The sequence below is a fragment of the Chromobacterium sp. FG22 genome, assembly GCF_057809415.1.
This window is the reverse complement of record NZ_JBMDJX010000004.1, coordinates 107,770-123,287: the sequence shown is the minus strand read 5'-3', so window position 1 is coordinate 123,287 and position 15,518 is coordinate 107,770. Positions and strand designations below refer to the sequence as shown.

At 65.5% G+C, this 15,518-nt stretch carries 12 protein-coding genes; 8 read left to right on the top strand and 4 right to left on the bottom strand.

What is annotated here, in order from left to right; translation table 11 throughout:
• Window positions 1–10: 10 nt before the first annotated feature.
• Window positions 11–1,681, bottom strand: a complete 1,671-nt coding sequence (locus ACODSD_RS05620) for an SgrR family transcriptional regulator (protein WP_488876945.1) — start codon at window positions 1,679–1,681, stop codon at window positions 11–13.
• A gap of 119 nt (window positions 1,682–1,800) precedes the next feature.
• On the opposite strand from ACODSD_RS05620, the gene ACODSD_RS05615 reads away from it, so the two are divergent.
• From ACODSD_RS05615 to ACODSD_RS05595, 5 genes are all read left to right on the top strand, one after another.
• Window positions 1,801–3,012, top strand: a complete 1,212-nt coding sequence (locus tag ACODSD_RS05615) for an MFS transporter (RefSeq protein ID WP_107798195.1) — start codon at window positions 1,801–1,803, stop codon at window positions 3,010–3,012.
• A 243-nt stretch (window positions 3,013–3,255) separates the two neighbouring features.
• Window positions 3,256–4,173, top strand: coding sequence for an alpha/beta fold hydrolase (locus ACODSD_RS05610; RefSeq protein WP_488876944.1), 918 nt, complete (start codon window positions 3,256–3,258; stop codon window positions 4,171–4,173).
• Window positions 4,174–4,232: 59 nt separating this feature from the next.
• Entirely contained in the window at window positions 4,233–4,877 is a 645-nt protein-coding gene (locus ACODSD_RS05605) for a 2OG-Fe(II) oxygenase (RefSeq protein ID WP_227107001.1), read from the top strand.
• Window positions 4,878–4,934: 57 nt separating this feature from the next.
• Window positions 4,935–6,035, top strand: coding sequence for a chorismate synthase (gene aroC / locus ACODSD_RS05600; protein WP_235084328.1), 1,101 nt, complete (start codon window positions 4,935–4,937; stop codon window positions 6,033–6,035).
• Window positions 6,036–6,085: 50 nt separating this feature from the next.
• Window positions 6,086–7,522 (top strand): EAL and HDOD domain-containing protein, encoded by a 1,437-nt coding sequence (locus tag ACODSD_RS05595; protein ID WP_107798199.1) that lies wholly within the window; start codon window positions 6,086–6,088, stop codon window positions 7,520–7,522.
• Between the two features lie 87 nt (window positions 7,523–7,609).
• Here ACODSD_RS05595 and ACODSD_RS05590 read toward each other — a convergent pair whose 3' ends face one another.
• From ACODSD_RS05590 to ACODSD_RS05580, 3 genes are all read right to left on the bottom strand, one after another.
• Window positions 7,610–8,029, bottom strand: coding sequence for a hypothetical protein (locus ACODSD_RS05590; protein ID WP_488876943.1), 420 nt, complete (start codon window positions 8,027–8,029; stop codon window positions 7,610–7,612).
• Between the two features lie 121 nt (window positions 8,030–8,150).
• Window positions 8,151–9,335: an FAD-dependent monooxygenase gene (locus ACODSD_RS05585; RefSeq protein WP_488876942.1), complete on the bottom strand. Its 1,185-nt coding sequence runs from the start codon at window positions 9,333–9,335 to the stop codon at window positions 8,151–8,153.
• Window positions 9,336–9,429: 94 nt separating this feature from the next.
• On the bottom strand, window positions 9,430–10,362 hold the full coding sequence (locus ACODSD_RS05580; RefSeq protein WP_253313828.1) for a LysR family transcriptional regulator: 933 nt from the start codon (window positions 10,360–10,362) through the stop codon (window positions 9,430–9,432).
• Window positions 10,363–10,690: 328 nt separating this feature from the next.
• On the opposite strand from ACODSD_RS05580, the gene ACODSD_RS05575 reads away from it, so the two are divergent.
• The 3 genes from ACODSD_RS05575 (at window position 10,691) to adhE (ending at window position 15,458) form a co-directional block, all read left to right on the top strand.
• Complete coding sequence (locus ACODSD_RS05575; RefSeq protein WP_235084320.1) at window positions 10,691–11,074, top strand: ester cyclase; 384 nt, start codon at window positions 10,691–10,693, stop codon at window positions 11,072–11,074.
• Window positions 11,075–11,274: 200 nt separating this feature from the next.
• On the top strand, window positions 11,275–12,360 hold the full coding sequence (locus ACODSD_RS05570) for a carbonic anhydrase (protein ID WP_474455713.1): 1,086 nt from the start codon (window positions 11,275–11,277) through the stop codon (window positions 12,358–12,360).
• Between the two features lie 428 nt (window positions 12,361–12,788).
• Window positions 12,789–15,458, top strand: a complete 2,670-nt coding sequence (adhE, locus tag ACODSD_RS05565; protein ID WP_107798203.1) for a bifunctional acetaldehyde-CoA/alcohol dehydrogenase — start codon at window positions 12,789–12,791, stop codon at window positions 15,456–15,458.
• Window positions 15,459–15,518: the final 60 nt, after the last annotated feature.

The following is a 15,518-nucleotide window of genomic DNA, read 5'->3' as shown; positions in this document are numbered from 1 at the left end:
CGCGCGCGCATCAGTCCGATTGGACAGGTCTCAGCCATAGGCCGGCGAAATCGGTCCAGCCGTTTTCGCTCATTTGCAGGCCGGCCAGTTGCGGGCTGGCTTGATGGCCCTGGCGCTCATGCGATAGCGGCAGCACCCAGCCCTCGGCGCACAGCCAGTCGCCGATGGCGGCGTAACCGGCCATCCGCTGTTGGGTGTCCGGCTGGCGCTGGATGTCCCGCAATTGCGCGTTCAGCCGCGCCTGCGCCGCCGCGCCCAGGCCGCGCTGCAACGGTTGCCGGGTGCCCAGCCATTCGTGGCAGCTGTAGTCGCGATCGTCGTGCAAGACCTCGCTGCACAACATCAGATCGGCCTGCCGCCACCAGTCCTGATCGTGAAAAAAGGCGCGCCGGCTGAGGGCGTGGATCTCCAGGTCGATGGACAGGGCGGCCAGGCGCTGGCGGATGGCGGCGGCCAGCGGCGGAAAGCAGGGCAGGTCGTAATGGAACAGGCGCAGGCGGGCGCGGTCCAGCCGGGGGCGGCGCTCGGCCCGCGGCAAGGGGTGGCGCCAGCCCGGCAGCAGGCCGGCGGCCGGCGTCTGCAGAACGTCGTTGACCTGGACCAGCGCGGGCTCGGCCAGCCAGCGCATCAGCGGAGCGCGCTCGCTGTCCGGCAAGGCCGGGTTCAGCAGCAAATAGGTGCAGGCCGATTGCAGCGTGCCGTTGGCGTCGTCGTTGGCGTAATCCAGGCGCAGGTGGAAGTCCTGGCCGTCGTCGCCGGCGGGAATGAACCACAGCTCGATCTCGTCCAGCAGCGCCCGCTCGCGGTAATGGGCGGCGAAGGCGGCCAGGCTCAGCCGCTGCTCGCTGTGGCGCAGCGCCCGGAACGGACCGCTGCCCACCGGCAGGCGTTCGAAGTCGGCGCCGCGCCGCAAGGGAACGATGGAGCTGTTGGCGGTGGCCAGCCGCTGCGGCCATAGAAAATCTCCGTCGTCCAAGCGACAGCTGAAGGACAGCGGATCGTGGACCTCGACCGCGCTCAGGTGGCGGTATTGCCGCTGATAAGGATTGTCGGATTCGCGCAGTCGCAGCAGGCTGGCGGCCGCGGCGTCGGCCTGCAAGGGCGAGCCGTCGTGGAATTGCAGGCCGGGGCGCAGCCAGAAGCGCCAGCGCCTGGCCGCGGCGTCGCTTTCCCAGTGATGGGCCAGGCCGCCCTGCAGGCTTTGCAGCGCGCGGTCGAAACGGCATAGCCGGTCGAATATCTGCCGGACCAGATGGGATTCCAGCCGGCCGCTGACGGTGACCGGGTCCAGGCTCAGCGGCGCATGCGGTATCGGGATGCGCAGGCAGCGGCCTTGCGCGGCGCTGCCCAGGTATTGCGGCAGCGCGCTCAGCAATTGTTCGCGCCGCTGCGGCGGCAATTGGGCGAAGGCCTGCTCCAGCTTGCCGTCGCGCAGCAAGCGCTGCAGACGCTGCCATTCCAGCTGTTCCGGCGGGCAGAGCAGGCTTAGCCGCGATTTGCGGCCGCGCCCCCGGCCCGGCTCCCAGACCAGCCAGCCGCGCTCGCGCATCTTGGCCAGCTGCAGCCGGGCGTTGCGCTCGCTGCAGTCCCACAGCGCGCACAGCTCGGCCAGCCCCGGCTGGGCGGGCTGCCGGCCGGCGTAGGCCTGGTGCAGCGCCTGATATTGTCGTTCCAGCTTCATGCTCGTTTCCGGTTGAGAGCTAGGCTAAAAGCGGAAGCAATTTGTTTGGTTCGCATCCATTTTTACATTCCGCTTTTAGCAGGATACTGGGGGCACTTCCTGTTTGCATAGGCCTTGGCATGATTGGCGAAAAAGAAATCCAGGTGCGTTGGCTGCTGGCCGGCTCCTGGTTGTTGACGATGAGCCGGGCGGTGATCGCGCCGCTGCTGGTGCTGACCCTGGGACGGCAACTGAGCTTGAGCGGCGAGCAGACCGGCCTGCTGCTGGGCGGCGTCTTGCTGCTGTCCGCCTTGATGGGCTTGTACGGCGGCCATTTGCTGGATCGTTGGCCGCGGCGGCCGGTGTTGCTGGGCGCGGCGGCCTTGATCGCGTTGAACTATCTGGTGCTGCCGCTGAGCCAGCAGCTGTGGTGGAGCGCGCTGGCGCTGGCGCTCAGCGAGATCGGCCAGGCGGTGCACAGCATCGCGATCAAGGCCATGATCAGCGATTTGCTGCCGCCGGAGCGGCGCGGCAAAGCCTTTTCCCTGCGTTACACCCTGGCCAACGTCGGCTGGGCGCTGGGGCCCTTGCTGTGCAGCCTGCTGTTGGCTTGGGACGGGAACTGGCCGTTCTGGTGCGCGATCGCGCTGGCCGCGGCCGGCGGAGCGGCGACGCCGCGCGGCCCTTGCGCGCCCAGCCGGGAGGCCGGCGCGCCGGCGCCGGGCTTTTTGGCGACGCTGGGCCGTTTGCGGCAAGACCGGGTGCTGGTCTTGTTCACCCTGAGTTGCGCCTTGGCCAACCTGGTGTACGCGCGTTTTTCCAGCTATCTGCCCCTGTATCTGATGCAGAGTTTGCCGGAGGCCGAGGTGTTGCGCTGGATGTCGGCGCTGATCAGCTGCAACGCGGTCGGCGTGATCTTGCTGCAATACCCGCTGGGCCGGCGGATAGGCGACGCCGGCTTGATGAAAGCCATCGGCGCCGGCTTTCTGCTGCTGGGGCTGGGCACCTTGGGCTTGGGCTGGGTCCCCGGCGGGCTGCTGGGCATGTGCGCGGCGATGCTGGTGTTCACCGTGGGCGAGATCGTGCTGGTGCCGGCCGAATACCTGTACATAGACGCGATCGCGCCGGAGGACTGCAAGGGCGTCTACTACGGCGCGCAGAATCTGGCCAGTCTGGGCGGAGCGCTGGGGCCGATGCTGGCCGGCTGGATGCTGGCCCGCGCGTCCGGCGGGACTTTATTCGCGGCGATGGCGAGCTTGTGCGCGCTGGCCTGGTGGCTGGCGCTGCGCGGCGAGGCCTTGCGGCAGGCCCGGGGCGGCGGCGTGTGGCAGGCTTCGGCCTTGAAGACCTGAGAACCTGTTCAAAGTCTGCTGCGCTTCGGCGATACGGCGTTGAAAACGTCTTCAGAATGCTCATTACCACCCGTACATTCCGCTTCTTCAGCCGTGTCCGCCTTGTCTCGCTCTGGCTCGAGAGGCTTTGAACAGGTTCTGACGCAGGGCGGGCTTTCTCTTTGGCGGCTTTTTTGTCATGATCAAGCGCTTGTTTGAATTGTCGCGCAGACGACGAAGCAGACGCCGATACGAGGAGAAGGCATGGAAAAGCGCCAGCAGGACCGCTTTGTCGCGGTGGGCGGCGAGCAGCTGTATCTGAAACGCATTTATTGCCGCGAGGACGGTCCGCCGGTGCTGTTGTTGCACGGGGTGATGGCCAACGGCCGCACTTTTTACAGCAATTCCGGCCGAGGGCTGGCTCATTACCTGGCCGAGGCCGGCTACGATGTGTTCGTCGCCGATCTGCGGGGCCGCGGCCGCAGCCTGCCCAAGATCAGCCGCGCCTCGCGCCACGGGCAGACCGAGACCATCTGCGAGGATTTGCCGGCGCTGCATCGCCACATCCGCGAACTCAAGAACGGCGCGCCGCTGCATTGGATGGCTCATTCCTGGGGCGGCGTGCATATGTCCAGCTGCCTGATCCGCTTTCCCGAGCTGGCTGAGCAAGTGGCCAGCCTGGTTTACTTCGGCAGCAAGCGCAGCGTGCGGGTGCGCAATCTGAACAAGCTGGTGGAGGTGGATTTCATGTGGAATATCGCCTCGCGGGTTTTGATCCGCCTGTTCGGCTATCTGCCGGCGCGGCGTATCCGGCTGGGGGCGGACGACGAGAGCGACAAGAGCCATCTGCAAAGCAAGCTGTGGGCGCAGCCCAAGCCCTGGGTGGACAGCGACGACGGCTTCGATTACGGCGCCGCCGCCCAAGGCGCCCGTTTGCCGCCGGCCCTGTACTTCGCCGCCGGCAACGATCCCTGCCGCGGCCATCCGGAGGACGTGCGCCGCTTCCGCGACGAATCCGGCCCGCACCTGTCGCGGCTGCGCCTGCTGTCCCGGCGCGTCGGCCATCTGCACGATTACAACCATGTGTCATTATTGACCCATCCTGATGCCATCCGGGACCATTTCCCGCTGGTATTGGCATGGCTGCATGGTGAGTATGATCAGGTCAGCGAAAATTACTGATAAATGACATTTTCCTTGGCGCGCGGCTGTGGTAGAAATCGCGCCTGGGAGAATGAACCATGACACAAGACTTTGAAGTTTCGCCCTATTTGCTAGGGCCCGTTATCGACAACCTTGCCGAACAGGGCTGGGTCGTAGACCGCAGCCTGTTCTCTGCCGAAGACATCCGCCTGCTGCGCGAGGAATGCCTCGTCCACTGGCAGCAGGGCAAGTTCCATGAAGCCGCCGTCGGGCGCGCCGCGCAGCAAAACCGCCGCAGCGAAATCCGTTCCGACTCGGTGCTGTGGCTGGAGCCGGACAATGCCGATTCCGCCGCATCCTTGTATTTCTCCAAGCTGGACGCCGTCCGCCAGGCGGTCAACCAGGCCTTCTACATGGGGCTGGAGGACTTGGAGTCCCACTTCGCCGTGTATCCGCAGGGCGCTTTCTATAAAAAACACCTGGACCGCTTCCGCGACGACGACGCGCGCGCGCTGACCGCGGTGCTCTACCTGAACGACGACTGGCCGGCCGACGCCGGCGGCGAGATGCGGCTTTATCTGGACGAGGACGGCGAGCGCCATGTCGACGTCCGGCCGGAGGCCGGCACCCTGGCGCTGTTTTTGTCCGACCGCTTCTGGCACGAGGTGTTGCCGGCCGGCCGGCAGCGTTTGTCCATCACCGGCTGGTTTCGCCGCCGCATGGCGACGGCGGCCGGCTGGTAGGCCGACGGCTCGTGCTAGAATCTTCGCCAAGGATTCCGCATACAAAGGACAGTGAAGATGTCAGGCAATACCATGGGGTTGTTGTTCACGGTGACTTCCTTCGGCGAAAGCCACGGCCCGGCCATTGGCTGCGTGGTGGACGGCTGCCCGCCGGGGCTGGAGATCAGCGAAGCCGACATCCAGGCGGAGCTGGACCGGCGCAAGCCCGGCACCAGCCGCCACGTCACCCAGCGCCGCGAGCCGGACGCGGTGGAAATCCTGTCCGGCGTGTACGAGGGCAAGACCACCGGCACGCCGATCGCGCTGCTGATCCGCAACACCGATCAGCGCAGCAAGGACTACGGCAATATCGCCGACACCTTCCGTCCCGGCCATGCGGATTACTGCTATTGGCATAAGTACGGCATCCGCGATCCGCGCGGCGGCGGCCGTTCCTCCGCCCGCGAGACCGCGGTGCGGGTGGCCGCCGGCGCCATCGCCAAGAAATGGCTGCATCAGCGCTACGGCATCGTCATCCGCGGCCACATGAGCCAGATCGGCGAAATCGCCATCCCGTTCAAGGGCTGGGAGCATGTGTCCGGCAACCCCTTCTTCGCCGCCGATCCCGAGGTGGTGCCGCAGCTGGAAAGCTATATGGACAGCGTGCGCAAGAGCCTGGACTCCATCGGCGCGCGGCTGCGGGTGGTGGCTGAAAACGTGCCGGTGGGCTGGGGCGAGCCGGTGTTCGACCGGCTGGACGCCGACATCGCCCACGCGATGATGAGCATCAACGCGGTCAAGGGCGTGGAGATCGGCGCCGGCTTCGGCTGCGTGACCCAGCGCGGCAGCGAGCACGGCGATGAACTGACGCCGCAGGGCTTCGCCAGCAATCACGCCGGCGGCGTGCTCGGCGGCATTTCCACCGGCCAGGAGATCGAAGTGTCCATCGCCATCAAGCCGACGTCCTCCATCGCCCAGCCGCGCCGCTCCATAGACAAGCAGGGCCAGCCGCTGACCATGGAAACCCACGGCCGCCACGATCCTTGCGTCGGCATCCGCGCCACGCCGATCGCCGAGGCGATGCTGGCGCTGGTGTTGATCGACCACGCCTTGCGCCATCGCGCGCAATGCGGCGATGTTTCGGTAGATACTCCCAGAATTGCCGGCCGAATCGGCTAGACTGTAAACCGTAAGCCGGGACGACGCCGGCATATCCGGTAGGATGGAACATGCTGAAAAATCTGATCAGCGGCCTGACCGGCCGTATGAAGAAATCTTCGGACTCCTCCAGCGACGAACAGGTCGTGCCCGCGCCGTTCACCGAGCTGGCGCACGACTCGCCGGCCAGCCGGCAGCTGGAAAACGCGCCGCCGCTGGATTTGCCGCCCACCCTGGGCTTTGTTTCGCACCAGCCGGTGATGGACAGGCTGCAAAGGGTGGTGGCTTACGATTTCTTCGTGCGCCAGGGCAAGCGCAATATCGCCGCCGGCAAGCAGCAAGAGTTCGACAGGCTGATGCTCAGCACGCTGCAGAATATGGACATCTTCCGCTTGCTGGCTTTCCGCCGCGCCTTTGTCCATATCTCCATCGACACCCTGGACGAGCCTATGCTGTCGAATATGCCGGCCAGCAGCGTGATCTTCGTGCTGGAGCCGTCGCAGACCGGTTCGGTGTCCGAGGAGATGATCCGGCAGCTGGACGCGCTCAAGCAAAAAGCGATGCGCTTTGCGCTGGAGCCGGCCGGCTACGATCCGGGCAGCCTGCCGGCGCACCTGCAGAACGATTTGTTCAGCCGCATGGACTTCATGATCCTGGACTTCGACGCGCCGTCCGGCAAGGTGCTGGAGCCCATTCTGGATCAACTGCCCAAGCGTTATCCCACTGTGCGCTGGATGGCGCGCAACGTCGGCACCGCCGAGGATCTGGACGTCTGTCTGCGCGGGCCGGGGCATAATCGTTTCGCCTTGTTCCACGGCCCCTTCATCGCCACCGTGCGCGCGCTGGAGGGCGGCAAGGTGGACGCCAGCCAGACCCGGGTGCTGCAAATCATGCGCATGTTGCGCGCCAATGCCGAAGCCGCCGAGATCGAGACCCAGTTCAAGCTGGACTCGGTGCTGCTGTTCAAACTGCTGCGTTTCATGAATTCGCCGGTGCACGGTTTGTCGCGCAAGGTGCAGACCATAGAGGAAACCCTGCTGCTGCTGGGCCGGGAAACCTTGTTCAAGTGGTTGTCCATGCTGTTGTTCACCGCGCGCAAGGACGACGGCACCGCGGTGTCGCTGCTGGAAAAGTCGCTGATCCGCGCCCGCCTGCTGGAGCGCATGGGCAGCTATCGCGGCAACCGGGTGGAGGCCGAACATCTGTTCCTCACCGGCATGTTCTCCATGCTGGACGTTTTGCTCGGGGTGCCGTTTCCCGATGTGCTGGACCCGCTGGAGCTGGCCTCGCCGGTGCGCGAGGCGGTGGTGGAGCGCCGCGGCATGTTCGCGCCCTTCCTGGCGATGGCGCTGGCCTGCGAGCAGGGCGACACCGAGCAGATCGAAGCCTTGGCCAAGGTGCTGGATTTCGAGGTGGAATTGGTCAATCAGTACTATATGGACGCCGCGGTGTGGGCGCAGGTGGTCTTGCGCGACAGCGAAGTCCACAACAATGTGGAGGCGGTTTGAGGGCCTGTTCCAAATCAGGCATGACGGCGCGCTGACAGCAAACAGGCCGCATCCTCGGATGCGGCCTGTTGGCTTTCCTGTGCTTGTTTATTGGCCGTTGCCGGCCGGAGCCTGTCCCTGAGCGGCCGCATCGTCGGCGCCCGGCGCCGCGCGGCGGTCTCCCGGCGGTTCCCCATGGGGCGCGCCGGAAGGCGCGTTGCCGGGGGCCGCGCCGTGTTGCGGGCCGCCGTTGGCGTTGCCGGGAGCATGACCGCCGCCCTGTGGGCCGCCATCATGGTTGCCGCCGCCTCCGGAGCCACCGCCGGCGCCGCCTCCCTCATGTCCGCCGCCGCCGGAACCTCCGCCGCCGCCCTCGTGTCCACCGCCACCGCCACCGCCACCGCCACCGCCACCGCCACCGCCAGCCTGGCTGAGCAGCGGCCCGTGGGCAGGCGAGAAGGACCAGGCGGGGGAGGAAAGGGCGCCGAGCGCGTAAAGCAGCGCCGCCAGCAATGTCAGACGTTTCATGGAATGGCCTCCTTGAGCGATGGCCGGCCCGCCGCGACGGCGGCGCTGATGAGGGCCAGACGCTTCAGCATAGCCGCCAAGGGGCGATGACGCCGGCCGCTCAAGGAGACGCCGCCGGGCGTCAGCCGCCTTTCAAGCCCAGCGCGTAGCGTATCGCTTCGCGTTTCAGCGGGCCGGCGCGGTCGGCCAGGCGCATGCCCAGGCGGCGCGCCAGCCGCAGCGGCGCGATATCGTTGGCGAAGCCGTAGCAGAACGCGTCCATCGCGGTCTGCATCGCCAGGTTGGCCGGCTTGCGCGCGCGCTGGTAGCGCTGCAGCGTGTCGGCGCTGGCGAAGTCGTGGCCTTGGGCCGCGGCTTCCCGTATCACCTCGGCCAGCTTGGCCGCGTCCTGGAAGCCCAGGTTCACGCCCTGGCCGGCCAAGGGGTGGATGGTGTGGGCGGCGTCGCCCACCAGGGCCACGCCGTCCTTGACGTAGCGCTGCGCGTGGCGGCGAGTCAGCGCGAAGCTGCCCTTGGCCACGATGCGGCGGATCGCGCCCAGCTTGCGGGGGAAGGCGGCGTGAAAGGCCGCGGCCAGCTCGGCCTCGTCCAGCGCCAGCAGCCGCTGGACGTCCGGCGGACGGTGATACCAGACCAGCGAGCCGTATTCGCCGGTCAGCGGCAAAAAGGCTTGCGGGCCGGTGGGGGTGAAGCGTTGCCAGGTGATGTCCTGCTGCGTTTGCTCTTGCTCGCAGCAAGCCACCAGCGCGTGCATGGGATAGTCCCAACTGGTGACGCCGATGCCGGCGGCGTCGCGCACCGACGAGCGCGCGCCGTCGGCGGCGATCAGCAAGCGGGCGCTCAGTTGACGGCCGTCTTCCAGCTCCACGCGGGAGGCGAAGGGCTGGTAGACGATGCGGCGGATGGCGGCCGGGGCCAGATAGTCGACGTCGGCGCATTGGCGCAGGGCCTGGGTGGCGGCCAGTTGCACCACCCGGTTTTCCACGATGTGGCCGAGCGCGGCCTCGCCGGCCTCCTCGGCGGTGAACAGCGTGCCGTCGGCTTCTTCGCCCTCCCACACCTGCATGCGCAGATAGGGGGCCGCGCGCATCGCCAGCACCGCGTCCCAGGCGCCGATGCCGGCCAGAAAGCGAGCCGAGGCCGGACTGATCGCCGAAACCCGCAGATCTGGCGGCTGGGCCGCGTCGAACGGGGCGGGCGGCGCTTGCTCCAGCACCGCAATGCTCAGGCCGTGGCCGGACAGCGCGGCGGCCAGCGCCGAGCCCACCATGCCGCCGCCGACGATGAGAATATCGCTGTATTGCATAAATCCCTTTCCAATCGTTTGCCCGCGCCTTTCGCCGAGCGCCGGGTCGCGCGCCAGCATAGCCCAGGGGAGGCGCCGCGCGTCTTGGCCTGGATCAAGCCGTTTGCGGTTCCGCCGCCAGCAGCGCGCGCAGCCGCGGCACCACGTGCTGGACGAAGATCTCGTTCTTGCGCGGCAGCGGGTGACGGTAAGGGTAGACCAGGAAGGCCGGCCAGCAATCGTGGCTCCAGCCCGGCAGCACCGGCACCAACTGGCCGGTGGCGAGAAAGCTGCTGGCCACGTAGTGGGGCAGCAGCGCCAGTCCGCAGCCGGCCACCGCGCCGGACACCAGCGGCGAATACTGATTGCAGCTGAGCACCGGCCGCACCGGCATGCGCACATAGACGCCGTCCTTCTCCAGCGCCCATTCCACCGCCTCGCTGGGCGCCTTGCTGGAATCGTAGAGCACGCGGTGCAGGCACAGGTCTTCCGGGTGTTCCAGCCTGGGTGCCTGGGCCAGGTAGCCGGGCGAGGCGTAGACGGTTTCGCGCATGAAGCCCAGCGGTTTGGCCACCAGTCCATCGTCGTAGACATTGCGCGTGCGCACGCAAAAATCCAGCCCTTCCGCCACCGGGTCTTGCAGCCGGTTCTCCACTTGCAGCTGCATCTCCAGCCCCGGGTACTGATTGGACAGCTCGGACAGGATGGGGACCAGCAGGAACTGGGCGAAGGCGGACGCGGAGCTGATCACCAGCGGCCCTTCCACGCAATCCTGCACATTGCCGACGTCGCCGCGCACCCGGTCCAGCATCTCGCGCAGCTGGCGCGCGTGCACGGCCAGCCGCTGGCCGGCCTCGGTCAGCGCCACGCGCCGGGTATTGCGCAGCACCAGCACCGCGCCCAGCTCCAGCTCCAGTTGCTTGACCAATTGGCTGACGCGGCTTTTGGCGCAGCCGAGCGCGTCGGCTGCCGCGGTGAAACTGCCGTGGCGGGCCAGCGCGTCGAAGGCCAGCAGAGCATCCGGAGAGGGAGGGTGGTTTGTTTTCATTTCAGAACAGTGTGTGGATATTTCACGGATTTTATTGTATGCGCATGTAGATTAGCATGCTTGCGTGATCAATAGCAGAACAATTGGAGCGCATCATGGCATTGGGAGCCTGGGGGGCGTGGAGTCGATTCTGGGGGCGGCTGGGCCGTTTGTGGTGGCAGGGCATGCAAGCCCACACGCGGCGGGCGTTGCGCGATGAAACCGAGGCGCTGGAGCGGGCGAGGTGCGCGGCGTCGAACGGAGGGCGGCAGTGCGCCAATCCGGTGGATTGCGCGCGGAACCGACGGGTGTTTCATTGACCGTGATGTCGAATCGAGGAGAAACGAAGATGCAGGATACCAGAGCGGTAGTGACGGGGTTTTTGAAGGAGGTGCGTTCCGGACGCAATCCGGACGCGGCCGGCGATTATCTGGCGCCCAAGGTATTGGCGCATCAATTGGTGGCGGAGTCGCCGCATACGCTGGAGCGCAGCCCGGCCGACTACGCCGCCCATGTGCGGGACTTCCTGCGCGACTACGGGGCCTTTGAACTGAGGGTGGACGAATTGCTGGTGGACGGAGACAAGGCTTACGCGCGCTGGACCCAGTTGGGACATGACCTGGCCGGCCTGGACGGCCGCCCGCCCAGCGGCGAGCCGCTGCGCCAGATCGGCAGCGCCTGCTACCGGGTGGCGGATGGCCGCATTGTCGAGTACTGGATACAAAGCAGCTGAGCCGCCGGCGCCGTTTGCATGTTGAACGGCGTTAATTTAACTTATTGTCATTTTTTTGGGCTAATTACCGGTCAATTAATATCGTCTTTCAGTTTTATCAAACATAGCCGATATTGCATAAATATAATGACCGCCAAGATGACAATAAGGAGTGGTAAATGGGGATGCTTGGACGCAGGCGCCGACTGGCGCTTTGTCTCTTGTTGTTGACGGCCCAGGCTTGGGCGGAGGAGGCGGCGCCGGCCGAAGGGTCTCAGCCCAAGACGGTGATCAAGCTGCCGCTGAAGTTGAAGCCGGCGGCGCCGGAAGCCCACAAGGCGGAGCCGGCCAAGCCGGCCGCGCCGGCGGCGGAACACAAGACCGAGGCCAAGCCCGCCGCCAAGGCGGAGGCCAAAGCGGAGGCCAAGCCGGAGGCGAAGCACGCGGAAGCCAAACCGGCGGAGGCCAAGCCCGCTGAAGCCAAACACGCCGAGGCCAAACCGCCGGAGAAAATGGAACCGGCGGTGAAGATGGCGCCGCCGCCGGCGGCCAAAAATTTGAGCGAACCCAGTCCGGAAGTGCACGCGCCGGTGAAAAAGCGCCGCGTGGTCAAGCCCAAGCGCAAGGCGGTTGCTGCCGAGCACGGCGACGCGCACGCCGGCGCGCATTTGGCCTCCGAGGCCCAGCAAGTGCGCGGCGTGGTGGAGACCATAGTCGAAGCCAACGCCCGCTATATGAAGGCGCACGACAAAGCCTATTTTGAGCGCTTCGCCGAGCATCAGAGCCCGCGCGCCACCGTGGTGACTTGCTCGGATTCCCGGGTGCAAACCAATGCCTTCCACGGCGACGCGGTCAACGATCTGTTCATGGTGCGGGACATCGGCAATCAATTGGCCACCGCCGAGGGTTCGGTCGAATACGGGGTGAGGCATTTGCATACCCCCTTGCTGATCATCATCGGCCATGCCGCCTGCGGCGCGATCAAGGCCGCCTCCGGCGACTACGGCGGGCTGGAGCCGGCAATCCGCAAAGAGCTGTCCACCATCGACATTCCCAAGGGCATAGACCCCACCAACGGCGCGCTGCTGAACGTCAACAATCAGGTGGAAACCGCGATCATGACCTACGCCGGCGAGGTGGAGGCGGGCAAGCTGGCGGTGCTGGGCGCGTTCTACGACTTCCGCAACGATCTGAAGCAAGGCTATGGCAAGCTGGTGATCACCAATCTGAACGGCGAGACCGATCCGGCCAAGATCCGCGAAATGAGCCGCGCCGGCCAGTTCTTCAAATACAGTTTCATGAAATAGCGGCGCGCCGCATTTCCGCTTCGCCCATGGCCGCCGACAGGCGGCCATTCTATTTGCGCGGCGTCGGCGCGGTAGCGTCGCCGTTACAGCCGACGCGCGCGCGTTTCCCCTCATGATTCCGGTTGTGACATTTTTTCTCCGCTTAATCCGTATTTGTTTGGCAATGCGCAAAAACGAATATCGTTTTTTCGCTTAGCATGGACTTATTGATGCCGCCGCTATGGTTTCGCGTTTGCGGGCGACAGGGTTTTTCGGTGTTGAAAGCGTATCGCTGTAATGCGCTTGCTACAAAAAAGTTTTGAAGCGATGAGAATGGGCGGTGAATGGACAATATTATTGTCTAGATTTTATTTTCATAAATGAAAGTAAAATGTCACTAATTAGTCATTCTCTCGCTGCGACAGGTTTAACTGTTTGGGAGACTTGAAATGACCGTTGGCAATGAACTGGAACTGGACGCGCTGGTGGCGCGGGTGAAAAAGGCGCAGGCCGCGTTTGCCGGCTTCAGCCAGGAGCAGGTGGACCACATCTTCCGCTCCGCGGCGCTGGCCGCCGCGGACGCGCGGATACCGCTGGCCAAGATGGCGGTGGCGGAAACCGGCATGGGCGTGCTGGAGGACAAGGTGATCAAAAACCACTTCGCCTCCGAATACATCTACAACAAGTACAAGGACGATAAAACCTGCGGCGTGCTGGCCGAGGACGACACCTTCGGCACCATCACCATCGCCGAGCCCATCGGTCTGATCTGCGGCATCGTGCCCACCACCAATCCCACCTCCACCGCCATCTTCAAGGCGTTGATCTCCTTGAAAACGCGCAACGGCATCATTTTCTCGCCGCATCCGCGCGCCAAGCGTTCCACTTGCGAGGCGGCGCGGCTGGTGTTGCAGGCGGCGGTGGCGGCCGGCGCGCCGCCGGACATCATCGGCTGGATAGACGAGCCCTCGGTGGCGCTATCCAATCAGCTGATGCATCACCCCGACCTCAATCTGATCCTGGCCACCGGCGGGCCGGGCATGGTGCGCGCCGCCTATTCTTCCGGCAAGCCCGCCATCGGCGTGGGCGCCGGCAACACCCCGGCGGTGATAGACGAGACCGCCGACATCAAGCGCGCCGTCGCCTCCATCCTGATGTCCAAGACTTTCGACAACGGCGTGGTCTGCGCGTCCGAGCAGTCCGTCATCATCGTCGATGAAATCTACGAGGCGGTGCGCGAGCGTTTCGCCAAGCACGGCGGCTACATCCTGTCCAAGCGCGAAGCGGAGGCGGTGCGCAAGGTGATTCTGCAGGACGGCAGCCTCAACGCCGCCATCGTCGGCCAGAGCGCGGCCAAGATCGCCGCGATGGCCGGCATCGAAGCGCCGCCGGCCACCAAGGTGCTGATCGGCGAAGTCAGCGATGTGTCCGCCGCCGAGGCCTTTGCGCATGAAAAGCTGTCGCCGACGCTGGCGATGTACCGCGCCGGCGATTTCATCGACGCTTGCGACAAGGCCGCGGCGCTGGTGGCGATGGGCGGCATCGGCCACACCTCGGCGCTGTACACCGACCAGGATCTGCAAGGCGAGCGCATCCGCTACTTCGGCGACAAGATGAAGACCGCGCGCATCCTGATCAACACGCCGTCGTCCCAAGGCGGCATCGGCGACCTCTACAACTTCAGCCTGGCGCCGTCGTTGACGCTGGGCTGCGGCTCCTGGGGCGGCAACTCGATCTCGGAGAACGTCGGGCCCAAACACCTGATCAACAAGAAAACCGTGGCCAAGAGGGCGGAGAACATGTTGTGGCATAAGCTGCCCAAGTCGATTTACTTCCGCCGCGGCTGCCTGCCGGTGGCCTTGGAGGATCTGTCCGGCAAACGCCGCTGTCTGATCGTCACCGGCCAGTATCTGTTCGACAACGGCTTCGTCGACGAGCCCATCCGCCTGCTGAAGAAAATGGGTCTGGAGGTGGAAGTGTTCTTCGAGGTGCCGGCCGATCCCACGCTGGCGGTGGTGCGCAAGGGCGCGGACCTGGCCCACGCCTTCAAGCCGGACGTGATCATGGCCTTGGGCGGCGGTTCGCCCATGGACGCGGCCAAGATCATCTGGGTGATGTACGAACACCCGGAAGTGCATTTCGAAGACCTCGCGCTGCGTTTCATGGACATCCGCAAACGGATTTACCAGTTCCCCAAACTGGGACGCAAGGCGGAGTTGGTGGCCGTGCCCACCACCTCCGGCACCGGTTCGGAAGTGACGCCGTTCGCCGTGGTCACCGACGAGAACACCGGGGTCAAATACCCGATCGCCGACTACGAGCTGACGCCGAACATGGCGATTGTCGACGCCAATCTGGTGATGAATATGCCCAAGTCGCTGACCGCCTTCGGCGGCATCGACGCGGTGACCCACGCGCTGGAGGCCTACGCCTCGGTGATGGCCAACGAGTATTCCGACCCTCAGGCCTTGCAGGCCTTGAAGATGCTCAAGGACTATCTGCCGTCCGCCTACCGCAACGGCGCCGGAGACCCCAAGGCGCGCGAGCAGGTGCACAATGCCGCCACCATCGCCGGCATCGCCTTCGCCAACGCCTTCCTCGGCGTCTGCCACTCGATGGCGCACAAGATAGGCGCCGAGTTCGGCCTGGCCCACGGTCTGGCCAACGCGCTCTTGATCAGCAATGTGATCCGCTACAACGCGGCCGATGTGCCGACCAAGCAGACCGCCTTCAGCCAGTACGACCGGCCCAAGAGCGTGGCGCGCTACGCTGAAATCGCCCGCCATCTGGGCCTGGAAGCCAGCCGCGACCACGAGCGGGTGGAGAAGTTGATCGAGTGGGTGGACGAGCTCAAGCGCACGCTGGACATTCCGGCGTCCATCCAGGCCGCCGGCGTGGCCGAGGCGGATTTCCTGGCCAAGGTGGACTTGCTGGCGGAGGCGGCCTTTGACGACCAGTGCACCGGCGCCAACCCGCGCTATCCGCTGATCAGCGAACTGAAGCAGCTGCTGTTGGACAGCTATTACGGCCGCGCCTACAAGGAAAGCTGGGAGCGCGAAGCCGGCGCCGAAGCCAAGTCCGAGGCGCGCCCGGCCAAGGGCAAGCTCAAGGCGGTGTGAGTCCCGCCGCCGTCCGCCAAGCCGCCGCGCCTCAGCCCGGCGGCTTTTTCACGGCGCGGC